This window comes from Nostoc foliaceum FACHB-393 (genome assembly GCF_014698505.1).
GTDB classification, from domain to species: Bacteria; Cyanobacteriota; Cyanobacteriia; order Cyanobacteriales; family Nostocaceae; genus Nostoc; species Nostoc foliaceum_A.
Window position 1 is genome coordinate 1 of the sequence record NZ_JACJTD010000080.1, and the last position, 23748, is coordinate 23748.

At 37.8% G+C, this 23748-nt stretch carries 16 protein-coding genes and 3 pseudogenes; 9 read left to right on the top strand and 10 right to left on the bottom strand.

Annotation, left to right across the window (positions count from 1 at the left end):
- The 5 genes and pseudogenes from H6G92_RS33685 to H6G92_RS33705 all read left to right on the top strand — a co-directional run.
- Positions 1 to 938 (top strand): annotated as a pseudogene (locus tag H6G92_RS33685) (hypothetical protein); the annotation flags it as partial.
- A gap of 6 nt (positions 939 to 944) precedes the next feature.
- Complete coding sequence (locus H6G92_RS33690) at positions 945 to 1622, top strand: hypothetical protein (protein ID WP_190900598.1); 678 nt, start codon at positions 945 to 947, stop codon at positions 1620 to 1622.
- A 156-nt stretch (positions 1623 to 1778) separates the two neighbouring features.
- Positions 1779 to 1970 (top strand): hypothetical protein, encoded by a 192-nt coding sequence (locus tag H6G92_RS33695; protein WP_190900601.1) that lies wholly within the window; start codon positions 1779 to 1781, stop codon positions 1968 to 1970.
- Between the two features lie 200 nt (positions 1971 to 2170).
- Positions 2171 to 3169 carry an alpha/beta fold hydrolase gene (locus tag H6G92_RS33700; protein WP_190900603.1) on the top strand — a complete coding sequence of 333 codons (999 nt, stop codon included), beginning with the start codon at positions 2171 to 2173 and terminating at the stop codon, positions 3167 to 3169.
- Positions 3170 to 3188: 19 nt separating this feature from the next.
- Complete coding sequence (locus H6G92_RS33705; protein WP_190900605.1) at positions 3189 to 3785, top strand: TetR/AcrR family transcriptional regulator; 597 nt, start codon at positions 3189 to 3191, stop codon at positions 3783 to 3785.
- A gap of 153 nt (positions 3786 to 3938) precedes the next feature.
- Here the strand turns inward: H6G92_RS33705 and H6G92_RS33710 are convergent, their stop codons facing one another.
- From H6G92_RS33710 to H6G92_RS40945, 8 genes are all read right to left on the bottom strand, one after another.
- Positions 3939 to 4637, bottom strand: coding sequence for a DevA family ABC transporter ATP-binding protein (locus tag H6G92_RS33710; RefSeq protein ID WP_190900607.1), 699 nt, complete (start codon positions 4635 to 4637; stop codon positions 3939 to 3941).
- A gap of 24 nt (positions 4638 to 4661) precedes the next feature.
- Positions 4662 to 5828, bottom strand: coding sequence for an ABC transporter permease DevC (devC, locus tag H6G92_RS33715; protein WP_190900609.1), 1167 nt, complete (start codon positions 5826 to 5828; stop codon positions 4662 to 4664).
- Positions 5829 to 5915: 87 nt separating this feature from the next.
- Positions 5916 to 7214, bottom strand: coding sequence for an ABC exporter membrane fusion protein (locus H6G92_RS33720; protein ID WP_190900611.1), 1299 nt, complete (start codon positions 7212 to 7214; stop codon positions 5916 to 5918).
- A gap of 34 nt (positions 7215 to 7248) precedes the next feature.
- Positions 7249 to 8250 (bottom strand): fatty acid desaturase family protein, encoded by a 1002-nt coding sequence (locus tag H6G92_RS33725; RefSeq protein WP_190900613.1) that lies wholly within the window; start codon positions 8248 to 8250, stop codon positions 7249 to 7251.
- 73 nt (positions 8251 to 8323) lie between these two features.
- On the bottom strand, positions 8324 to 8758 hold the full coding sequence (locus H6G92_RS33730; RefSeq protein ID WP_190900615.1) for an SRPBCC family protein: 435 nt from the start codon (positions 8756 to 8758) through the stop codon (positions 8324 to 8326).
- Between the two features lie 161 nt (positions 8759 to 8919).
- Positions 8920 to 13134, bottom strand: coding sequence for a non-ribosomal peptide synthetase (locus tag H6G92_RS33735; protein ID WP_190900617.1), 4215 nt, complete (start codon positions 13132 to 13134; stop codon positions 8920 to 8922).
- Positions 13131 to 16508: a type I polyketide synthase gene (locus tag H6G92_RS33740; RefSeq protein ID WP_190900619.1), complete on the bottom strand. Its 3378-nt coding sequence runs from the start codon at positions 16506 to 16508 to the stop codon at positions 13131 to 13133. Before H6G92_RS33740 ends, H6G92_RS33735 begins: the two co-directional genes overlap by 4 nt.
- Before the next feature lie 3 nt (positions 16509 to 16511).
- Positions 16512 to 20441 carry an AMP-binding protein gene (locus H6G92_RS40945; protein WP_190900621.1) on the bottom strand — a complete coding sequence of 1310 codons (3930 nt, stop codon included), beginning with the start codon at positions 20439 to 20441 and terminating at the stop codon, positions 16512 to 16514.
- A gap of 289 nt (positions 20442 to 20730) precedes the next feature.
- Between H6G92_RS40945 and H6G92_RS39110 the strand changes: the two genes are divergently transcribed.
- Positions 20731 to 20937 carry a hypothetical protein gene (locus tag H6G92_RS39110; protein WP_190971510.1) on the top strand — a complete coding sequence of 69 codons (207 nt, stop codon included), beginning with the start codon at positions 20731 to 20733 and terminating at the stop codon, positions 20935 to 20937.
- Between the two features lie 525 nt (positions 20938 to 21462).
- On the opposite strand, the pseudogene H6G92_RS33755 reads toward H6G92_RS39110, so the two are convergent.
- Positions 21463 to 21705 (bottom strand): annotated as a pseudogene (locus H6G92_RS33755) (IS1634 family transposase); the annotation flags it as partial.
- A 611-nt stretch (positions 21706 to 22316) separates the two neighbouring features.
- Here H6G92_RS33755 and H6G92_RS33760 point away from each other — a divergent pair.
- Together H6G92_RS33760 and H6G92_RS33765 are read left to right on the top strand one after the other, a co-directional pair.
- A pseudogene (locus H6G92_RS33760) lies at positions 22317 to 22544 on the top strand (transposase); the annotation flags it as partial.
- 78 nt (positions 22545 to 22622) lie between these two features.
- Positions 22623 to 22772 (top strand): hypothetical protein, encoded by a 150-nt coding sequence (locus H6G92_RS33765; protein ID WP_190900623.1) that lies wholly within the window; start codon positions 22623 to 22625, stop codon positions 22770 to 22772.
- Positions 22773 to 22855: 83 nt separating this feature from the next.
- Here H6G92_RS33765 and H6G92_RS33770 read toward each other — a convergent pair whose 3' ends face one another.
- Positions 22856 to 23107: a hypothetical protein gene (locus H6G92_RS33770; RefSeq protein ID WP_190900624.1), complete on the bottom strand. Its 252-nt coding sequence runs from the start codon at positions 23105 to 23107 to the stop codon at positions 22856 to 22858.
- A 127-nt stretch (positions 23108 to 23234) separates the two neighbouring features.
- On the opposite strand from H6G92_RS33770, the gene H6G92_RS33775 reads away from it, so the two are divergent.
- On the top strand, positions 23235 to 23624 hold the full coding sequence (locus H6G92_RS33775) for a hypothetical protein (RefSeq protein WP_190900625.1): 390 nt from the start codon (positions 23235 to 23237) through the stop codon (positions 23622 to 23624).
- The last annotated feature ends 124 nt before the right edge of the window (positions 23625 to 23748 follow it).

Consider the following 23748-nt stretch of genomic DNA (forward strand, 5'->3'; position numbering starts at 1 on the left):
TTGCTAAGAAAGTTACCAATATGCTGTGGGTTGGTGTCCCTGGTTCTGGCAAGGGCATCACCATTAGCAATGCAATCGATGCTATTAAGCGACTGCATCCTGGCATACACATCTTTTATATTGACCCAAAAGGTGACGAAAAAGAAACCGGTTATTTTAAAGGTCGTGTTGATACTTTTAAACGGGCTAAAATCCTAGAAATGTCTCCGGTCGAAGCCGTTAAATGGGTCAAAGAATGCTTTACCGAATTTCAAAATATCTCTGGCTCCAAGCTGATTATTTTGGATGAAGGAACGGCTGTCTGTTCCAAATTTAAAAATACCAAGGGTGAAATTGGCTGGCTCAAAGACAAAATCATCTCTTACTGTTCTTGCGGTGATAGTTCCGGTTGGCATTTCTGGATTGTCGTACAAAACCCTCACACTGATGACTTGGGCATTTCTGGCGGGCTGCGATCGCAGTTAACGTCCGTGGCGTTGGTTCATCCTGATAATGTCCCGGCTTACAACGCCATGATCGCCACCCAACTCATCCCCAGCGATCGCAAGATTACTTCAACTCAAGTCATGGAGATTGCTGCACAATCACCAGTTGGTCGAGCAGTTTATTACGGTGGCATCAATGAATGGATACCAATGCCTCTGTTAAAGAATTTCTCTGGTTATGACCGGGATACCAAAAACTTTATTGACTTTGCACCAAGTAATAAGCAAACCTCTCAAGCTGAAACTAAGGAGTCTTGCACATCAACAACCCAAGCTCAACAAATGTTGGCGCTTTTGGAGAATACGAAAGCCAATTCAATTGATGAGTTTATCCAAACCGAGTTGAAATTAGACGGAGTTCCACCAGAGCTAATCCGTTTGGGAATCGAAAGATTGCTTCAGAATTCACATCTTAAGTACAAATTCGACGGCTGCGATAGTAATCAAAATTAAAATTTCTTGAATAACTTATGCGAGACAAGAATCAAAGCAACTTCCCCATCAGCAGCCTCAAGCCCTTTAGAAAAGTTAACAACGAGTGTTGTTAATTTTATTAACAGCCTTTCTCAAAGCTTTAAACTTTCAGAACGCGAACTACTAGTTCAAAAACAGTGGCTACATAATATGCAAACTAGTCAGCTTCTCAAAGAACAACAGGATTTCATCAATGAAGCTAATCAAAAGATGCCTATACTATTAACTTCCAAGTCAAGATTAATAATTCTGGAAGCAATACTTGTCACTCGTGCTAGAAATGGACAACCTATAGATGATTTAGTGACGGCAATTGAAGTAGTCAGGAAGAACGTTCTTGAGATAGATATCCAGCCCAATCTCAATTTAGAAAAGGAGCAAAAAACTCAACCTCAGAAAACCAAACATACCCTAATTACACATCGTCATCAATACGATTTACCTATTCTGATCGAAGTTGGTAATTTAATCACTGATGCCCGAAACCTTATATTAATTGTGCCTCTAATTGCGGCTCTATTTGTTTTGATTTTGCCGATTACTAGCCCAAGAATTTGCAATTCTTGGGAGAATACTAGTGGCACTTATGAAAACAAAAGTTTGTTTTGTCAACTTTTAGGTGATTTGAATCGCTTTTTTCAAGACTATCAGAAGCTCCAATGAATCTTCTAGCCCTGGCAACAATCACCGGGGCTTAAGCAATCTAATACGGAGTAAATCATTGTCTACTACTCGAAGATGTACTAATTTAATCACAAGCGTGCCATTCTCATCAGGTGGCATAATCAGCAGATGTTCTTGCGCTGAAATGCCCAACTGTTGCAGAAGGAGTTAGAGCTTGAAGCCGAACTGTTAGAAGAAAATCCAGAGTTAGCCCAGGTGATTCATTCTCTTAATATGCAGGAGATTCAAGCCCAACAGCAAGGATTATTTGGTGTTATGCAAGGAGATTTAACCTCTAAAGGGCAAACTGGTTGGAGTAAGTTTTTTCCGGGATTGGGTAGGAGGTGAACTACCTACACTGTACCGTCAAGGTCAGTGTAGGCTTCCTGCCCAACAGAAAGCACAGTAGTAGATTTCTTAGCCTAGAAAAATCTCGAAATCAGGGCCAATAAGTCAATTTTAGTTTCGTCTCTTTGATAACTAACAGTAAGTTAGTTATTATTAAATTAATAACTAACAGTAAGTTACCAATAGAGATAAAGATAGCTATGTCTGTACAACCCGTAACCTTTGATACTCAATTTACATATCAAACATCTCCTTACTGGTATTGCTATTACCCCTTTGATATCGTGGCACGCGCCGAGCGCATCAGGTACAGCCACTCTATCCAATCTACAGGAGTAAATCTCCACATAGATGTGTACGAGCGTTCGGAACCAAATGCCCCAGTATTCATTTTTAACCACGGAGGTGGTGGCTATTCTGGTTTGTTTGTGAGCCTAGCCCTAGCTTTCTACGACTTAGGTTACACCGTGTTGCTTCCTGACCAAAAGGGACAAGGGCGTACTAGCATCGAAAAAGTCAAAGGTGACTTTACTTTAGACGAGGCAGCCCAAAATATTGCAGATGTAGCGCAATGGGCAAGGCATCGTTATGCTGGGCCTATTTTTATGGGCGGCGGCAGTCTAGGAAGTGGTATTACCTATCATGCTATTACCAAAGGAGCTCCTGTAGAAGCTGTAGCAACTCTGCAACTTTACGATTTTGGCGACCCCAAAACAGCTTTATACCTTTCAAGATTTAATATATTGGCAGGTATTCCAGGTGTACCTTGGATCATTCAGTTTTTCATTGGGTTGTTGCAGAAACTATTTCCAAAACTGCGAATTCCTTACCGTTCAATTGCTCGCTGGCATAATATGCTTGATGAGCGCGATCTTAGTACTGGCTTCTTCAAAAAGTGGTCTAATGACCCGTATACTTTAAAAAGTCTCACTGTCCATGCTTTGGCTAGCCTCTTCAACTCTCCTCCAAAACAGTCAATGGAATACAATCAGATTCCTTTTTTGGTTATCAATACTATACGGGATAAAATGATTTCGCCCGAAGTCACAATTCAAAGTTATGAGCGTTTGGCTGGCCCCAAAAAGTATGTGGAACTAGACTGGGGACATTTTTCACTTTGTCCAGAATTTTTACAAGATTTTGTGACTCTTGCGGATAGCTGGTTCCGCCAGTACATGCCAGCCAATTACCACACCTAGCTTGAAGGAAGCCTTACTCATGGGGCGTAAAACTAATAGCCGAGAACAACTGCTTGCCGCCGCCCGAACTGTCTTAGCTGAGAAGGGGTACGAAGCCACATCTATTTCTGAAATTGTTGCGCGAGCCGGAGTTACTCAAGCAGCTTTTTACTTGTATTTTCCGTCTAAGTCTTCCTTGATTACTACTCTTACAGAAGAAATGTTTGGGAAAGTACAAGCTTCTCTTACTCAAGTTACTCAAGGATTAACCGAGCTAGACGCTATTTTAGAAGCGAGTGTAAGAGCTATTTTTCCAATCATTGAGCAATACAGCGATATTATGCCATTAATTCACAGTGGTGCTGCGCTGATTGAAACGGTAGATACAAGGGAAAATTTATTTGCTCCTTTCAAAAATTGGATGTACAACTTGCTCAATCAAGCGATCGCTGATGGGCAAGTTTCTCCTGGTTTAAATTCCATGCTTGCTGCTAATTATGTAGTCCATCTATTAGAGCGGGCAGGAGAGGATGCCTTCATTTATCAAAAGGATATTCCTTTAGAAATCCACATCTGCTCAGTTCTTTGCTTCATTCGACAAGCATTAGGAACACATAAGGGTAGAATTAATATTTAAAAGAACAGTTCACAAAGAAACTTTCCGCAATAATTTTGCTAAATAAGGAGATGGATTACACAAGCTAAAGCGCATACTAAATTTTTTGCTTCTAAAAAAGGCAAATCTATGCCATATTAAAATAGTATCGAAGACCCAAATATAGTTTTTGTTTTATATTAATGCTATTAACTCTTCAGATAAGTGGCCATCTTCCATTTTAATAATGCGGTCAGCAATATCAAGAATACGATTATCATGCGTAACAATTAGAATAGAGCAACCTTGCTGTTTGGCTAGTTTTTGCATGAGTTCGACAACAGCACGACCGCTATATTTATCTAAAGATGCTGTAGGCTCATCAGCTAAAACTAACTTAGGTTGTGAAGCTAAGGCGCGTGCAATAGCAACTCTTTGTTTTTGTCCTCCTGAAAGATTTTCAGGATAAGAATCAATTCGCTCACCTAAACCAACATCTGTTAGAATTTTTACAGAACGTTCACGAATTTCCTTACGGCTTAGGTTATCGTGTAGTTCTAGTGACATTTCCACATTTTGTTTTGCTGTAAGAAATTTCAGCAAGTTATGAGATTGAAAAATATAGCCAATATAGCGACGTGTTTGCATCAATTTTTGTTCGCTAGCTCCCAAAAGCTCTTGACCAAAAACTTTCAAACTTCCAGCCTGGACAGATCTTAGACCACCAATTAATGTCAATAATGTTGTTTTTCCAGAGCCAGATGGGCCTTCCATAATAGCTATTTCACCAGGATAAACTTTTAAATTAATATTAAATAAAATTTGTTTATTTAGCTCACCTTGTCCAAAAAAATGCTCTAAGTTTTCTATCTCAATAATTGGCTTGTTATTCATAATAATTTTGCTAAAATTTTAAAATTAAAAGACATCTGCTGGATCTGCATCTTTTAGCTTACGCACTGCAATAATACCAGAAATAAAGCACATTAACACTGTCAATATTAATATGTTTACCCCTCTATTTACTGTCATAAATATTGGTAAAAATGATTCTGCTCTAGTTAAGTCGTATAGCAATAAACTAATAATATATCCAGGAAGATAACCAAAGAATGCCAAAATTAAAGCTTCTTGAAAAACAAGACTCAATAAGTATTTATGCGAATAACCCATTGCTTTTAATGTTGCATATTCGCTGAGATGATCGGAAACATCTGCATATAAAATTTGATAAACAATAACCGCACCAACAGTAAAGCCCATAATAACACCCAAACCAAAAATTACCCCAATTGGGCTGCTTTCAGCCCAATATTTAGTCTCTAACTCTACAAATTCTTGTTTGGTCACAACTTTCACATCTTTTTGGGGTAGATTTTTTCTTAAAACTTCAAGAACTTTTTGGATATCATAACCGGGTTTAACATTAATTAATCCTACGTCTATTTGTTGAGGAGAGCGATTTTTAACAATCCGAAGAAAATTTAAATCGCTAGTAATTAAATTAGCATCAGCTGAAAAAGACGGCCCCATAGTAAATAAGCCAGCTAAATTAATTCTGCGATCATTAACTTCACTATATACAGATTCACCTTTTTCTAGCTTCTTTTTCATAAAATTAGTACCCCATTCAGGACGTGAGGTAATATCAAATAAAACTGTATCTGGCTGTTTTAATTGCTCTAAATGTTCTTCAACTCCTTGTAAAGGTAAAATAGGTTTATTTGGGTCAAAAGCATAAGTTAATATGGGATAAGACTGAGCAGTATTAGGGTTTTTCCATGCTAAAACATCAACGTATGTCGAATTAACTGATTCAACTCCCTCATAGTTCAAAGTATCGTACAATAACGGTCTAGGAAAACTTTCCATATAGTAAATAGCGATTGTTTGAGAACTCAGCATCACAATATCGGCTTTCAGATTTCTATGGAAAATTGTATTGCAGTCATACAAGCCATCTTGAAATCCTAACTGCATAAACATGAGAATATCTGCAAAAGCAATGCCAATTAAAGCCACAATGAAGCGAGTTTTAACTCTAGTGAGTTGTAACCAAGCCAAAGGCGTATTTCGTCGAAACATATTCAAAATGTATTTATGGTGAATAAATTTTTCTAAAAAGTAAAAGTATTAGTTTTAAATAAATCTTTATTTCCATCAAGATTTTGTTCAGATACGAATTGATACTTTTACCTGCAAATTAGTCAAATTCGTAACTTTTTGACTATCTTCTGGGTTAATTTTAATCTTAACTTCCATGACTCTGACATCTACATTAGCAGCAGGATCAGTATCAAGAATATTTCTTTTACCAATTTTTAAGCCAACATTTTCTACTGCTCCTTGTAATTCTCCTGTGAAACCCCCGTATTCGCTACTGATAGTTGCTTTTTGGCCTAGGCGAACTTTGCCTATATTAGTTTCATATACTTCAGCCACCGCATACATCTGTTTAGTTTGTCCTAATTCAACAACCCCATTAGAATCAACTATTTCACCAGGATAAGTATGTAATTTTAAAATTTTACCTTCTTTAAAAGTCCGAACGTAGGCTAAATCAAGTTCTTGTTGTGCTTTTTTTGCTGCTGCTATTGCGCTTTCAACCTCAGCTTGAGCGACTTTAACATCTTCTGGACGCACTTGTTGAATGCGCTGTAAGCTAGCTTTAGCTTCTACAATTTGTTGCACTAAGCTTTCTAAGCTTTTACTTCTACTTGCTTGTGTCTCGTTGATTTGCTCCTGTAAAGTTTCTATAACCTGATTTTTAACCGCTTCCGCTTCTTTAAAACGCTCGTTTGATGTTTTACTTGCTAAACATTTAGTATCACGAGTCGATGCTGGTACTGCACCTTGTTGAAACAATGTTTCATAACGTTGGCACTCTATTACGGCATTATTTAATTCTGCTTTTAAGCTCGAAAGTTTAGCTTGTTGAACATCTTGCTCTCTGAGCAATTTAGTTCTTAAACCAGCCATCTTAGCTTCTTGAGCTTTGCCTTCTTGAAACAACTCTGTTTGTAAACGAGCAATAATTGCTTTTTGAGCTGTAATTTCTCCTTCCTCAGATCCAGATTTCACTAGATCCAAACGAGCCTGAGCAACTTCAATTTCCTTTTGAGACTGTTTGAATTGAGCGTCTAAGCGATCACGACGATCTAAAACAGCAATAATTTGTCCAGCTTTTACCCAGTCTCCTTCTTTGATTAAAAGTTGTTTAACTCTAACTCCTTCTAATGTACTAGAAGCAGATATATTAATTACTTCTCCTTCAGGCTCTAGTCTTCCTAATGCTGTAATAGCTTTTGGTTCCGCAGATGTAACTAAAGGCTTTTGTTTAACAGTTTTAGTATTTAAGAAATAGTATACGGGAATTGTAATTGCTATAGTTGATCCCACAACTATCAGGGTAATAAAGTTCCACTTGGGAAGTTTAAATAAAATACTTGCTTGCTTTTGGAGTTTCTGCATTTTAATTTACTAGTAAAAATTTTAATCAAATTTATTATTTTTCTTCATGAGGTGGAAGAGTTTTTAAATAAATATCAACTGGGTCTTGACGACGTAATTGTAATACAAAATCGGGGAAACCTACTCCTTTATAATCTATATCCAAATTATCCACTGATTCTAAACAATTCTTTACTTTTGGTAGTTGATACCAAGGTGCAGCTGGAAATAAATGATGTTCTATATGTAAGTTAAAGTTGTAACAAAACAAAACTGCAAGAATATAATTCATCTCACTGGTTCGGCTGATAGAATCTTGTTCGTGCAGTGGAATTGGCTTGGGATGATGGCTAGATAAGTATGGAAAAAGTCCAACGTGCTGAGAGAAATTCATATTCTCAAACCAAACAGCATAAATCAACAACATTGGAGTAAATATGATTAGATATTTAACTAATCCCAAATAGAAAATCACAAGAATATGGGGAAGTATAATTGCAATCAATGAGACAAATCCAGCCTTAGCATTGGCATAGCTTTTTTCCTTATACTCGTTCAAAGTATATAACCAAAAAACTTGAAAAGTTAACTTAAAAAACGAAATTGGGAACCAAGTTTTCCAAATAATACGAAATAAGTTATGGGTAAATTTGGAATTTTCTCTCAATTTGAGAAGAACAGCTTGTGTTGGATCTTTATCTACTACACCAACCCATTTATGATGTTGATAATGTATATTTCTCCAGGAAATATAAGGAATAATGCATAAAGGGCTAACTAATGTACCCGTAATAGTATTCATAAATTTATAAGAGAATAAGGCTTTATGTCCACATTCATGAAGAATTACAAAAAAACGAAAAAGTGATATCCCTAAAAATATTTCTAAAATCCAGTATAGAACGGAAAAGTAAGGAGTTTTTAATAAAATAGCCAAGCCAATTGCAAAACAAGCTATTTCTGCTAACACTGTAAGAGTTCCATAAAAGTTGTTTACCCTTAAAGAACCGCTTTTAGCTAATTTTTTAGCGATTAATACATAGTCTTCTTTTAACATAATTACCTCCAATGTCAGTCTTTTTATTTGCTTTGTTTGATTTCAAGCCTGGAAATGTGAAAATTTGCAATTTTTAATATTTACATAAGCATTTTTTTAAATTTTTATGACGTTTAGTAAATATTGAGCCTATAATCATTTTTCCAACAGTTCTATCTATTAAATTGCCAAATCCTAAACTAAACTCAATTTGATCTGTATAAATAGTTTGGTTCCCCACAGGCTCAAAAAAATGATAATGATTAAAGCATTTATATGGGAATCCTACTTTCATAATATCAGCAAAGAACTTATTCTCTTCGTAAACTGTTATCTCAGTTTTCCAATACATCCAAACCAAGAAAAACCGAAATTTAAATTCAATAATTGAACCTATATTCCATTCCTCATGTTTATTAATCCAACGAACTCGATGCGGAAAATGTTTTTCAAAGCCATAAGGTGATGCACAAAAACTAAAGACTTTTTCCACAGGCGCATCAATTTTAATTGTTTTTTTGTACTTCATTTTAATTGAATCTCGTTGGGTAAATTTTATTGTTTTTCTTACTTACATTTAATAATATTTAAATGCTTGCTATAAAAGAACAATTATTCTTGTTTTTAGCTATTAGTTATAAATACCCTCTAAAAGAAGAGAGTATTATATTTAATTTTGACAAGCTAAAACTAATCTAGATAAAACCTAAGTTTGTCAGCTAAATTATGGATGTGGGATTCGCTCAATATTGAGTAATGGTTGCCTGTAAGACTATGAACCTCTATAGGTTTAGCAGAAAACTGCTGCCATCCTAACAATTTATCTTGTTTAAACTCTGAAAACCTTTTTAACAAAAAATCTTGGGTTGGCGACATAGATTCGCTTGCTCGCAGAAGAACAATTTGATTTGGATAAACTTCGGGAGCATAATTGAGGAAGGCTTGAGTGTTTGCTTGATAAACTTGCAAAATTTGTTTAATTTGCTCCAAATTGGTATCTGGGGAGATAATTGCGGCTCGCTTTGCTTCTTCTAAGATGTAATTAATTTGTGTTTCAGGTTCTAGCTGTTGTAATTTTGCCTCACAGATGGGTATTGTTTTACCGAAGTTACCGCCTAAGTCTTTTGCAAGTAACACAGCAATCATTACATCATCTATATCTGACTGTCGCAATTGAGCTATAGGTGCTTGAGTATCTATTAAAGCGAGTAAAGCTACTTGTTCGCCCCAAGAGTGCAACTTTTGTGCCATCTCAAACGCAACTATGCCACCAAAAGACCAACCGCCCAGGTAGTAAGGGCCTTCAGGTTGGACGCTACGGATAGCTTCTAAATAATCTGTTGCCATTTCTTCGATGGTCATACGAGGTTTTTGTTTCCCTATAAAACCTCGTGCTTGCAATCCGTAGAAAGGTTGTTTGTTACCTAGATAGTGCGTTAAGCTAGCGTAACATAAAACGTTACCACCAATTGGATGAACGCAGAAAAAGGGTGGCTTTGAACCTTTAGTTTGTATTTTGACTAAGGGAGACCACTGTTGAGTTTCTTCTTGTTGACGCAAAATACTTGCTAACTCCTCAATAGTTGCTCCTTGAAAAAGTATGGAAAGAGGTAGGTTCTTACCAAATTTATCTTGAACATGAGCCATCAACCGTACAGCTAGCAGAGAATGACCGCCAATTTCAAAGAAATTATCTTGCACACCCACGGGATGAACCTGTAAAATTTCTTCCCAAATTTGTACTAGTTGCATTTCTAAAAAATCGCGGGGTGGAACGAAATTCTTACCCTTGTTAAAAGTGGACATATCTGGAACAGGAAGAGCATTGTGATCTACTTTGCCATTAGAAGTGATCGGCATTTTGTCCAAGAGCACAAACGCCGATGGCATCATAAAGTATGGTAATGCTTCTGTTAGGTGATTCCGTAGTTCTGTAACGCTAATGCCAGAAGTTGTAGGTACGATGTAGGCTAAAATTTCTAAATCATCTGTCGAACGTAGTTTTTTGGCAACGACAGCAGCTTCACTAACACTAGCAAGCTTGAGCAAGTGATTTTGGATCTCACCTAATTCCACCCTAAAACCACGTATTTTAACTTGATGATCCATCCTACCTAAATGTATCATCTCGCCATTTGGTAAGAGTTTTGCTAAGTCTCCCGAACGATAAATGAGTTCTTGGGGTTTATAAGGGTTTTGAACAAACCTTGTTGCGGTTAGTTCATCTCTGTTAAGATATCCGCGACTAACTCCATCTCCACCAACACATATTTCTCCTGGTACACCCACAGGAAGCAAGCGTAACTGAGAATCCATAATATATGTTGTAGTGGTAGGGATAGGAATACCAATGTTACAAACGTTTTCCTCTATTTCTCGTTCAGTAATTTCTTTAAAGGTGACATGTACTGTGGTTTCTGTAATTCCGTACATGTTAATCAGTTTGACATTGGGATAGGCTTGTTTCCAAGCTTTAAGTTGAATAGGATGGAGTGCTTCACCACCAAAGATGATGTATCGTAATGCAATATCTACTTGTGGTTGTTTGAGGATTTCTTGCATCAAGCTATAAAAGAAAGTTGGTGTTTGATTTAAAACAGTCACTTTCTCACGGATAATTAGTTCTAAAAAACCAGCAGGATCTCTAGTTAGTTCTTGAGGAACAACAATTAATTTCCCACCATACAGCAATGCTCCATACATTTCCCAAACCGAGAAGTCAAAGCCATAATAATGGAACATTGTCCAAACATCGCCGTCAGTGAAGGTAAATTGCAACTCATCATTTACCAAAAGTCGAACCACATTTCGATGTTCTAACAAAGCTCCTTTTGGTTTACCAGTAGAACCGGAAGTGTAGATACAGTAAGCTAAATTGCTGGGGGTAGCTTTGCTGGTAGGGGGATGAGATGGTTGTGCAGCAATCCTTTCACCATCAGTATCTAAGCATATCAAAGATGTAATCTGCGTTGGTAAGCATTTAATTGAAGCTTGAGTGGCGATCGCATGGGTGACTTGAGAATCTTCAACCATGAAAGAAAGCCGCTCTTGAGGATAATTAGGATCTATTGGAAGGTAAGCACCACCCGCTTTGAGAACACTTAAGATCGCCACAACAGTATCTAATGATCTGTTGAGGCAAAGAGCAACCAAAGTATCTGCTTCTACCCCTTGTTTTTGAAGGTAATGTGCCAGTTGGTTAGCGCGAGTTTCCAGTTCCTGATAAGTTAGATATTGATTTTCATAAACTACTGCTATATTATTCGGAGTTTTGCTAGCTTGTTCCTCAAATAATTGATGAATAGTTTTATCTTCCGGATAAGAAGCTTGTGTCAAGTTCCAAGTAATTAGTTGCTGATATACTTCTGCTTCATTTAAAACAGTTATATCATGAATCTTTTGTTGAGGATTAGCAACCATTTGTTTGAGAAGTATCTCAAAGTGACGAAACATTTGTTCAATAGTCCCAACATCGAACAAGTCACTGTTGTATTCCCAGTATCCTTGTAATCCTGACTCTGTTTCTTCCATAGACAGAGTTAAGTCAAACATGGCTGCATCCCTATCCAAATTCAAGGAAGATATGCTCAAGCCTGGTAGATTTAACTCACCTATTGGGGTATTTTGCAAAACAAAACAAACCTGAAATAGAGGATTATAACTTTGGTTTCTCTCAGGGCAGAGTTTTTCAACTAACTTTCCAAATGGTAGGTCTTTGTGAGCAAAAGCATCTAAAGCAACCTTTCTGACTCGTTCCAGCATCTCTTGGATTGTAGGATTGCCCGATAAATTCCCACGCATTACCAAAGTGTTGACAAAAAAACCAATTAGTACATTTATATCGCTGATATTACGGTTAGCAATTGGTGAACCAACTAGAATATCTTTTTGCCCGCTATAGTAAGAGAGCAAAATTATAAAAGCAGTCAACAAGGTCATATACAGTGTAGCTGCTGTTTGTTGACTTAGCTGTTTTAACTCCTGAGTTAATTTTTTATCAAGTTGAAAGTATAAAAGAGAACCGTGAAAAGTATGTGCTGAAGGGCGGGGTCTATCTGTAGGCAAAGTCAGCAAATTTGGCGCACCTGCTAACTGCTTCTGCCAGTAGTTATATTGTTCTTCTAATAATTCATTAGTTAACCACTGACGTTGCCAGTAAGCGTAATCAGCATATTGCAGTGCTAGTTTTGGCAATGGAGAGGGTTGCCCAGCTATAAAAGCTTTGTAGAGAGTGGCTAGCTCTTGAATAATAATTCCCATTGACCAAACATCTGAAATGATGTGGTGTATTGTTAGTAATAAAACATAAGATTCAGAACCTAATTTTAGTAATTTAAACCTTACTAAAGGTGCAGTTGTCAGGTCAAATGATTGTTGTGCTTCTTGATTGGCCAAGTATTGCACTTTTAATGACTGTTCTTTTTCAGGTAATACTTGCAAGTCTATTACTGACAAAGATACGGTTACGTCGGTGTTAATTACCTGTATAGTAGAACCATTTATCATTCTAAAGCTAGTACGGAGAATTTCGTGACGCTTTACAATTTCAGCTATACATTTTTCTAAAACAACTAAATTAAGATTTCCAACAATTTTACGAGCGGCTGAAATGTTGTAAGTTGAACTCTTAGCTGCTAGTTGATCTAAAAACCATAATCCTTCTTGATTAAAGGTTAGAGGAATTTCTTTATCCCTTGGAACAGTGGGAATAGAAATTGAAGAAGTAAGTTTGAGTTGATTGTGTTGATTTAATGATGCGAGCAGAACTGCTTTATGTTCATTGATGGATTCACGAATTTCTGGTGTTAGTGCTTCTTTAGCAGCGCGAAGATGAAGTTTTTCACCTTCAGTCCACAATTTAATACCACGTTCTGATAATTCAAATAAAAGCTCATTTAAGTTCATAAAACAATTTCCTCCATATCTTCAGCAGAGCTATCAGAAGCAAAGATTGATGCGTTAATAGTCGTGAAAGTAAATTGCATGAGTAGTAAATCTGCTAGTTGCTCAATGGTAATTCCCTCAATAAATCTTTCGATTGCTACATCTACTTCTAATTCCTTAACAAAGCGATTTTTTAATTCCATAGCCGTTAAGGAATCTAGTCCTAGTTCATTTAAAGCCTGTGTAGACTTCAGCTGATGTGATGAGTTAAAACCAAGAACTTTGCTTAAATGCTTTTCTATATAATCTATTAGCACTGCATGACGTTCTTTAAGAGGAGTAATTTCTAACCTTTGTCTAATACTGAAATTATGGGGTTGTTCCTCCAGGGACACATTTACTATTTTGTCATTCACAAACGTGGCACTAATATGATGCTGATATTCTTCTACTAAAGTTTGTAACAACTGTGGCAGTAACTCTAGCTGTTCTGGTAAAAACTTGCCCGTATCTTCTAGAATTTTTACTATTTGCTGGGTATCAACTTGATGAATGTAGTTAGCGATCGTGTTTAGTTGTTTTCCGTTCCCATTGTTCTGACCATTGTTCTGATTAATATGGCAGCCATTTTTAGTTTCCCCAATCCAATAACGTTGACGCTGGAAAGGATAAGTGGGTAAAGCCAACTTTTGGCGGCGATAATCTCGGTCAAATTCTAACCAGTTTACCTGCACTCCTTGGGCATATAACTGTCCCAAACTAATCAACATTTGTTGCCAATCTTGGCTGCGAGGATTTAAACTCGGCAACCATATTCCAGTATCTTCTGGTAAACATTGACGACCCATTCCTAACAAAATAGGTTTAGCCCCTATTTCCACAAATACTTTATAGCCTTGTTGATAAAGTGTATTCATACCAGAGGCAAATTTAACTGGTTGTCGTGCATGACGAACCCAGTATTGAGGAGTGGTGATATCGTTACTAGCCACTTCTCCAGTCACATTAGAAATTATGGGAATACAAGGTTTGTTATATTTGATTTCTGACGCAATACTTTCAAACTCCCTTAAAATCGGTTCCATTAGAGGTGAGTGGAAAGCATGAGATACTTGCAATGGTTTAGTCTTTACTCCTTGGGCTTGAAGGGTTTTGCAAACAGCAGCAATAGCTTGAGAATCACCAGAAATTACGATACTTTGAGAACCATTAATAGCAGCAATAGCGACTGCTTCACCAGAGGACTCAATTACTTTTTGAACGTGGTTCTCGGATGCTAAGACAGCCATCATTTTACCGTTGCTTGGTAAAGCCTGCATTAATCGTCCTCTGGTGGCAATTAACATCAAAGCATTTTCCAAGCTAAAGACTCCTGCAACAGTAGCAGCAACATACTCGCCGATACTGTGACCCATGACGGCATCTGGTTCAATGCCCCAAGATTTCCATAATTGAGCTAGGGCATATTCAATTGCAAAGATAGCGGGTTGAGTGTAAGCCGTTTCATCAATTAATGAAATTTCTCCTGGTTCTGGATACAAGATATTCAGTAAGGAGTTATTTAGATAAAGACTTAAAATTGCATCGCATTGCTCAAGAGCTTTGCGAAAGGTAGGCTGGGTTTCATAGAGTTCTCGACCCATGTTAGCATACTGTGAACCTTGCCCTGTAAACAAAAATGCGACTTTTAGGCGTTTTTTGCTAGTCAGTTGACCTTTCACTAATCCTAAAGTATCTTGTTTAGCGGTAAAAGCTTGCAATTGCATTAGTAACTGTTCAGTTGATTCAGCTACTAATGCAAGGCGATAATCAAAATGCGAACGCCCTGTATTAGCTGTAAAGCAGATATCTACAATTGCTGCTGTAGAATTACTTTCAATAAACTTCTTGTAACTTTGTGCTAAATCTTGTAATCCTTGCTCTGTTGTTGCTGATAATGACAAAATATGCAGTGGACGCTTATTGGAATCCCAACTTTTAACCTGCGTGGCTTGTTTGGGTGCTTCCTCTAAAATTAAATGCACATTTGTTCCACTCATCCCGAAGGAACTAACTCCAGCTAAACGCTTGCCTGTTTTTGAATCCCAAGGAGTTAATTCTGTAGGGACTACAATTGGTAGTTTTGCCCACGGAATATAAGGATTGGGATTTTTAAAATGGAGATGAGGCGGTATTTGCTGATGTTGTAGAGAAAGAACTACTTTGATCAAACTAGCTATCCCCGCTGCTGGCTCCAGATGTCCAAAATTGGTCTTAACCGAACCAATCTTAAGAGGTTCATCCTCTGAGCGACCTTGAGCTAACACCTTATTTAAAGCTAATACCTCAATTGGATCTCCTAATGGGGTTCCTGTTCCGTGGGCTTCTACATATTGAATTTGACTTGGCTCCACTTTGGCATTTTCTAAAGCTTGGCGAATCACAGATTCTTGAGCAGAACCATTGGGGGCTGTCAGTCCATTACTTTTACCATCATGGTTAACTGCGGAGCCTTTAATTAAAGCCAATATCTGATCTCCATCTGCTACAGCATCAGATAAGCGTTTTAGAATAACAATTCCACAACCTTCTCCCCTGGTATAACCATCAGCAGCAGCATCAAAAGTTTTGCAACGGCCATCTGTCGCTAAGGCTTTCAACTTACAGAAAGCAATAGTTGGTTCCGGGGATAATATTAGGCTAACTCCACCAGCTAATGCTAGATCGCTCTCTCCTGAACGTAGACTTTGACATGCAAGATGAACTCCTAAACTAGAAGAAGAACAACTGGTATCCAAAAATAAACTTGGGCCTTGTAGCCCTAGCACATAAGACAAACGCCCAGCGGCAATACTTCTAGTATTTCCTAAACTGTTGTAAGCATCAATCCATGTCGAATCTCCAGAATTGAGATGAAACCGGGAATAGTCCTCAAAACCAATTCCCATAAACACACCTGTTTTAGAGCCTTGTAATCGTTCTGGTGCAATTCCTGCATTTTCTATAGCTTCCCAACTTACTTCTAAAAGCAGTCTTTGCTGTGGGTCCATGTTTTCTGCTTCTCTTGGGGAAATCCCAAAGAATTGGCAGTCGAAACGATCTACCTCATCTAAGAAGCCTCCATAACGGGTGTACATTTTTCCTGGAGTATTGGGATCTGGATGATAGTAATGCTCCACATTCCATCTTTGTAGAGGAATTTTATCAATTGCATCTACTCCATTTTGCAGTAAGTGCCAAAATGTTTGGGGATCGTTTACTCCTCCAGGAAAACGACATCCTATACCTATAATGGCGATTGGTTCTCTCTTTCTTTGTTCTGCTGCTTCTATTTGGGTACGTGCTTGCTTTAAAGCTTGAAGTATTCTGTTTGATGAAGAATTTTCTTCTGGATTTGGTTCATAAACCTGATACATTTTTTAGCCTCTTAACAAGTTTTCTAGTACTTCTAATTCCTGAGCAATTGATTGCTCAATTTCATTTTCTAAAGAACCAAATAATGGCGATGAAGGATTTTGTTCTACTTTTATTTGCAATTCAGTAGTTTTTGGAGTATCTGCTGTTTTTACCTTAACTTCCTTGGCTAAGTATTGAGCTAGAGATGCAATTGTAGGGTAATTCCAAAGGATTGTTGGTTCTAAAGAAAGTTGTAGCCATTCTGATAAGTCTTGTGCTGCATCAACTGCCATTACTGAGTCCATGCCATAATCTGAAAAAGAAGCAGTAGGAACAATTGACATAACATCTATTTTTAATTTTTGAGCCAGCCAATTTTCAATCCAAGTTTGTATAGACTCAGTACTGTGGTCATCATTGACTTCTATAAATTGAGCCTGGTTATTTTCTACTGATTGTATTGACTCTTGATTTTCAGTAAGTTCTAAACTAATCCTAGACTCAATTTCAGATTTATTCTTGGGTAGATTACGTCGCAATAATTCATCGAGTTCATTATCTTCTCCTGCCAAAGTTTGTTCTATATCACCTATGCTCGTCACATAATCAGATATCTGAGTAGTTAAAGCATTAGTATCAGATACAACTACTTCTCCAGCAATTCCAGAAATAATACTTTGGAATTTTTGTTCAAACTGAAATTCTGCCCAATTTTTAGCACGAATTAATTTCTCAGAAACATGAACTTTAGATGCTCCTTGAACCGCAGCTAGTAGAATAGCGAAGGTAGTTAGTTCACCTGTACGAATATATGCCCAATGAACTGCGGTGTGATGCTCAGAAAAATAATTTCGATGATTAGTTAAATGGTCATTAATTTGATCTGCTGCTATTTTTAATCGTTGAGCAATTTCAGGTGTTCCTAACCCCTCACATAAGAATTTTTGTAATTCTTGACTTTTATTAATTATCCGAGAACCTAAAAAGCTATTGAGAGTTTCTGTTGGTCCTTCAAAAATTCGTAATAATCTTGCATCACGAAGGATTTGAGGGGCAATATTTGTTTCTATATAGCCACGGGCCCCTAACAACTGAACTAAATGATCGGATGCCTGCCAAAAAAATTCTGGGCCTGATGTTTTACAAGCTGTATAAGCTTCTTCTGGAACAGAATATCCCAAATCCAACAACTTAGCAATTGCAAAGATTAACGTTTCTAAGGCTGTAATGGCAGCTGTAAGGTCGCTCAAACGAACTAACGTAGTTGGGTTATCAAGTAAACGACCTGTGGAAATAAAACGACGCTCACTATAACGAAGCATCAACTGAGCGCAGCGTTTCATGCCACCAAGACTCATTGCGCCCAAACCCAACCTACCAAACATCATGGCATCTTGAGCTACCTTCATCCCATTTCCTGCTTCTCCCAGTAAATACTGTGGATTAACTGAAACATCTTCAAAGTAAATAGTATTTTGAACCATACCTCGCATACCCATTGTGAGTGCTTCAGGACCTTGACGTATACCCTTCGTACCCTGACGCACAACAAAACCGCTCATGCCCATTAGTTGATGGTTAGCATCTAGCAATTGCACAAAGACGTTAATAGTTCCAGCCCATGAGCCATGCCCAATCCATGACTTTTGCCCATTTATTCTCCAACCACCCTTATTATCCGGTATAGCAGTTGTTGCAATAGCCCTTGGATTTGAGCCTGCACCAGGTTCTGTAATTGCAAAACCAGCTAACTCACGACCTTGAGCAATCAAAGGTAAAAGTTCTTCTTGCACAGTCTTGCTGGCCCAATTCATAATTGGGCGAGTCCCTAAGACATGGTGAACGCCCACAAAAGAAGCAAGGGTTAAGTCTATAGCCGCTAGCTGTTCGATTACACGAAGGGTATCTTGATAATTAAGAGCCATTCCACCATATTGCTTTGGCACTTGCATACCAAGGAGTCCATGATTGCCAAAGTCTAAGACAATGTAAGGTGGAATACAACGGCGTTCATCAATCAGGCGAGAATTAATCCTCTCACTTGCATAACTGCGGAGCCACCCAATTAAATCGTTAGCACAGGATTTACTTTTATCTTCTACATTGACTGAATTATGACTTGAGTTTTTGACAGATGTTGTTGAAGGGTGGATGTGTTTAGATTCTGCTGGCTGCATTTTTGTTGGCGATTTTACAGACTCTATTACTTCAGATTTCCATAGACCTACAGTATTTAAAGAATCTTCTAAAAACCCACTGCGACAGGCGTGACGCTGAATCTTTCCACTAGATGTTTTAGGTATACTGCTAGGTTTAAGGAACGCTACTGCATAAACTTGCAGTTCATGTTGTTCTGATACGGCTTTACGGATACTGCTGGCGATTCCATCTACATCCAAATTCCGCAGATAAGCCCGTTCCACTTCTACTGCTATAACTAGTTGCTCTTGCTCTTTAACCTCTATTGAAAAAGCTGCACAACAACTACTGTGTAAAGCTGGATGAGAATTCTCTACAGTCAGTTCAATATCTTGAGGATAGTAGTTACGTCCTCGAATAATAATTACATCTTTAATGCGTCCAGTAACGTACAACTCCCCATCTTGCAAAAATCCTAAGTCACCAGTGCGAAGAAATGGGCCTTCACCTGTATCTACCAAATAGGCATGAAAAGTCTGTTGAGTTTGTTCTGGTTTTCTCCAATACCCCAGAGCAACACTTTCTCCAGATACCCAGATTTCTCCAACTTCTCCGTCTGCACAGGTAGTCTTTGTTTCGGGGTGAGCAATTACTATTTTTTGATCTAACCAATTACAGCCACAACTTGTAATTGCTTGGGCATTTGCTGAGTCCTCAACAGCATCCGCAACTCGGTTTTGTGACAATTCCCTTCCATCAACCAAGCGAACAATAGGGCTTTCACTCGTTAGACCACCACTGACAAATAAAGTTGTTTCAGCCATACCGTAACAAGGATAGAATGCCTCCATGCGGAAACCACAATCAGCAAAAGTCTTAGCAAAACGTTCCAGTGTTTTAACACGAATGGGTTCTGCACCAGTAAACGCAACTTTCCAACTGTTCAAGTCAAGTCCTGCTATTTGTTCGGGTTTAATCTTTTGTACACACAGTTCATAAGCAAAATTTGGGCCACCACTAGTGGTTGCTTTAGAGTCAGAAATTGCTTGCAACCAACGTATAGGCTTCTGAAGAAAAGCTACTGGTGGCATAAGTATGACTGGAAAACCTCCATAGATTGGCTGTAGTACTCCACCTATTAATCCCATATCGTGATAAGGCGGTAGCCAGATAACACCCTGACTCTTGGGTTCATGCTCAAAACATTTATGTATTAAACTTAAATTATGCAGTAGATTGCCATGAGAAACCATCACTCCTTTTGGCATTCCTGTAGACCCAGAAGTGTACTGGATAAAAGCTAAAGTATCTCTGTCTAATTGTGGTGACTGCCAATCATTAGCCAGGCTAATATTAATATCATCAGTAGTTATATAATTTAATTTTGTGCCAGGCAGTTCTTTTTTTAAAGTTTTTTCTATATCGCTGAAAACTGATTTTGTTGTCAGGACAATAGTTGCTTGGGCATCAGCCACAATTGCTTGTAATCTATGGTTATGATGGTTACGTCTGGGAGGATATGCTGGAACTGCTATTACTCCTGCATATAAACATCCAAAAAAAGCAGTAATAAATTCTAGCCCTGGTTGATAAAGTAAAAGTGCCCTTTCACCGATTGCTTCCTGGCTTTGCAGCGTTGTTGCAATGGATCGCGCTTTTATATCTAACTCTTGATAGGTAAGGTTGACTTGTTCTGTTTCTCCATTGGAAAGAAAGGTAAAGGCAATTTCATTTGCTTGATTCTCTTGTCTATAACGAAGTAAATCTACTAAGTTAGCAATTTGATTTAGATTATTTTTACTAGAAACTAGCATTTTTAACAATACACTCCTTAAAGATTACAGTGTTTTAGTATAAATTTTTACCACCAATGATTGCGATTAAAGTTTTTTCTTCGTAAAAGAGGTTATACCTTTATACACGCAAATAAAAGAATGGTAATGCTTCTTTTTATATTCATCTGATTTGATTTTCAATTTTATGCACAAGCTGCTTCTTCGTCACGGAATCTTTACATTCCATATTCTGGTTAGTATTTTTAATGCTTCGCTCTTGACATCGCACATAGTAACAATTAGGAAAAACTATTATTTTTGCAAATCTTTGATTTTATTTGTTCTCTACCGTGATTGCTCTGCAAGGCAGGATTCTGATCTAATAAGCATAGATTTTGCTTTATTTCCAGCATTTGCTGCAATAGATAATCTACTTCAGTTTGAAGCTGGCAAAGCTTTAATTGTTGATCAAATGAATAAACGGACTGTTTTGGCTCCATTTGAGAATTTATTTACCTCCTTAAATTTGAAATAACAAGAGTAGAAAAGGTCGAAACTATTTATCATTAATGATGCAAAACTTTCAGAGATATCTATATTTCATATGGCTATTAACCCCCAGGGCAAACGCACGCGATTTCTCAAACCCTTGCTGGACAAGGATATTGATGAAAAAATCGCCTGAATCATCAAAGATCCAAACCCTTGCTATTAAAGGATTCTTATACTTTAGATGCGTTTGCCCTGTATTAAGCCCCTTTTACTTATCCTTACTGCCACTCCTACATAAAAAAACTCAAAGTCAGTACAAAAAGTTCATTAGTTAACTTCAAATTCGCTTCTTCTAATTCCAGAAAAATACTCAAAAAATTTTCAGCTTCAACCTACATGCATCTGAGATTGACATTAAAAATATAGCAATCCTAAATCATTTGTGAGAGAGAAAGTAGCTGAAAAGCCTATAAATATGTACTTTTAATCTCCGTATTTTCTCACATTTCAATCCGGATTGCTATATATACATCAAATAATAGTTGAAAACCTACATTCCACAGGTCTATCAGGTCAATAGATAATATTTTCGGCAAGGAGCACCAAGAAACTGGAGAATCCAACGTCGTTCATCGGTAAGATTAGGAATCTGTTTAACGTCAGAGATCGTTAATAGATGAATCGATATGAAACATTGAAATACCCAACGGAGAGTAGGAGTGGCAGTCGGCTTGCCCAACTGATTGCTGATGCTTTGTTTATCCTGTTCTAGAGCTTGACGTAGCATCCTCTGCCCTAAGCTGTAAACTAAATATGTCTTTTCTTTTGGAATAGCTTCTCTCATAAAAATTAATACTAGTGTTCAACTATACATAACTATCGGAGTAGGCAAGTTAGAGGTAATGAAGCAAAGTAGCTACGGAATTACACTTTGTATTTACGTATTACGGGAAGTATCTTAAGCTTGTATAACTGATCTAGCTTACGAACTAATATAAAATATTAAGTTTTTTTTCATACTGTTTAAACAGTAAAATTACTTAAAATAACTAACAAAGCTACCATTGTTGCAGTATTTCTACTGCTGCTTTCTGGAATGCCTTAGGACTTTAACCTTCCCCAATCTCCAATCCCTTGCTTGCGCTTTTCTAGTTGGTTTGTCTAGTTGGACGTTTTGAAGCAATTCTTTGATTTGGTGTAATAGGCATCACCGTGGTCGGGTAGCAGGATTATATCGCTATAATCCTGCTACCCGACCACAGTGATGCCTAATATAAGTTTCTTCTCCGTTTTTGTTGACTTTATTGATACCGCAGAGATTGTCCGCTTGCTTTGAGCGGTGTTCTCTGCTCTTGTGATTTGAATTTAGAGAGAAATAGGGGAGAAATAGGGGAGATAGTTGCAATTCCGGAAAAAACGGGTTTTATGAAATGGGTTATGGACACTTATCATTGGATTTTAGAGGTTGTACGTCGTCCAAATGATCCTAAGGGTTTTGTCTTGTTACCCAAACGCTGGGTTGTTGAGCGTAGTTTTGGTTGGTTTAATTGGTGTCGTCGTTTAAGTAAAGACTACGAAATTTTACCGCAAACCCATGAAACATTTGTGCAAGTCGCAATGATTCGGTTAATGCTGAGAAGACTTGCTTGATTAATTTATTTAATACTTTCCAAACATCCTCTTAGAGAACGAGAACTTTTACTGTTAGAAAAAATCGAGACGTATTTAATGCCCCAGCCTCAGCTTACAGAAGGCAGTGTAAGAGGGGCTGGAATATTGCTAAAAGTCTCTGAAAGACGCGCAAAACTACTCGGATTGGAGCGAAAGCCCTACGAAGTTCTTGAAGCTTTTCAAGTGCTGGTAGTCATGGTCTGGTAGTTATGATCTAGTAGTCATAGTTAATTATTAATATCTACTGATATAGAGCGCGTGACTACGGTATCAAATTCTGAGGCAAAAAATCACCCAGCAATGCCTTTGCCACTCTTGTAGTTCATCGCTCTGGGTTTCCTCTTGCCTATTGGGACTACTTTCGATTGCTTGGGAGGTTGAGGAGGACGGCATTTTTCACAGTAGAGCGGTCGCACACCAAAGGTTTCTCGTTGTGTGGGCTGTTCGCACTGCTTACATACGAAGTTGAAAACGCGAGTGTGAATTTCCCGTTTGTGCGCTCTGACGGTGTACTCTCGGACTTGGATTTCTTTGCTTGCCATTGCTTATTGCAATTAGTGACTTTTTGGATCTTAGCCTTTGCTAACAAGATTTCAATGGTCTGGGTAAACATAATCACCCGTTTTCTGAATGGAAATTTTTATGGCTACGCCAAAGCCAGAGTGAGAGTTGCAACGACCAAACACACGCTTTCTTTCCCAACTGCAACGCCTCACCACATTGAAAAATCACAAACATTTGGAATTAATTATGGATATCCAAGCTATTCTCACCCTCACGATCCAAGCAGTCGTTATGAGCTTTGTTGCGCTGATGGTTTTCGATTTCATGGATAGTTTGTGGGTTGTACCCTTGCCGCCAATCGGATGGAAGCCATCGGTTATTGAACAGCCCACAGTTTCCGCAACAGCATCACAACCTACTCCAAGGGCGATCGCATTTGAGAAGATTTCTGACCCCTGGACTCTAGAACCACAATCCCCTCACCATTCTGTTCTTACGCCAGCAGTTATAATCCCTTTCCCCAGACTCCGACTACTCCCACCTGCCTTTCTTTAGACTTGTCCGAAATATTAACTGAGGAAAAGAAAAATGATAAAATGGTGAACTAAGTGTCTACTATTTTTCGCAATTAGTTATGGTTTTTGATTATATTCAAAAGTATCCTCATAGAACAAAACAA

What these genes read in the sequence shown, in the direction of transcription:
- H6G92_RS33740 (WP_190900619.1), bottom strand. Translation starts at nt 16,508, where the DNA reads ATGTATCAGGTTTATGAACCAAATCCAGAAGAAAATTCTTCATCAAAC.
- H6G92_RS33725 (WP_190900613.1), bottom strand. Translation starts at nt 8,250, where the DNA reads ATGTTAAAAGAAGACTATGTATTAATCGCTAAAAAATTAGCTAAAAGC.
- H6G92_RS33730 (WP_190900615.1), bottom strand. Translation starts at nt 8,758, where the DNA reads ATGAAGTACAAAAAAACAATTAAAATTGATGCGCCTGTGGAAAAAGTC.
- H6G92_RS40945 (WP_190900621.1), bottom strand. Translation starts at nt 20,441, where the DNA reads ATGCTAGTTTCTAGTAAAAATAATCTAAATCAAATTGCTAACTTAGTA.
- H6G92_RS33765 (WP_190900623.1), top strand. Translation starts at nt 22,623, where the DNA reads ATGCCCCAGCCTCAGCTTACAGAAGGCAGTGTAAGAGGGGCTGGAATA.
- H6G92_RS33705 (WP_190900605.1), top strand. Translation starts at nt 3,189, where the DNA reads ATGGGGCGTAAAACTAATAGCCGAGAACAACTGCTTGCCGCCGCCCGA.
- H6G92_RS33700 (WP_190900603.1), top strand. Translation starts at nt 2,171, where the DNA reads ATGTCTGTACAACCCGTAACCTTTGATACTCAATTTACATATCAAACA.
- devC (WP_190900609.1), bottom strand. Translation starts at nt 5,828, where the DNA reads ATGTTTCGACGAAATACGCCTTTGGCTTGGTTACAACTCACTAGAGTT.
- H6G92_RS33770 (WP_190900624.1), bottom strand. Translation starts at nt 23,107, where the DNA reads ATGGCAAGCAAAGAAATCCAAGTCCGAGAGTACACCGTCAGAGCGCAC.
- H6G92_RS33735 (WP_190900617.1), bottom strand. Translation starts at nt 13,134, where the DNA reads ATGAACTTAAATGAGCTTTTATTTGAATTATCAGAACGTGGTATTAAA.
- H6G92_RS33720 (WP_190900611.1), bottom strand. Translation starts at nt 7,214, where the DNA reads ATGCAGAAACTCCAAAAGCAAGCAAGTATTTTATTTAAACTTCCCAAG.
- H6G92_RS33710 (WP_190900607.1), bottom strand. Translation starts at nt 4,637, where the DNA reads ATGAATAACAAGCCAATTATTGAGATAGAAAACTTAGAGCATTTTTTT.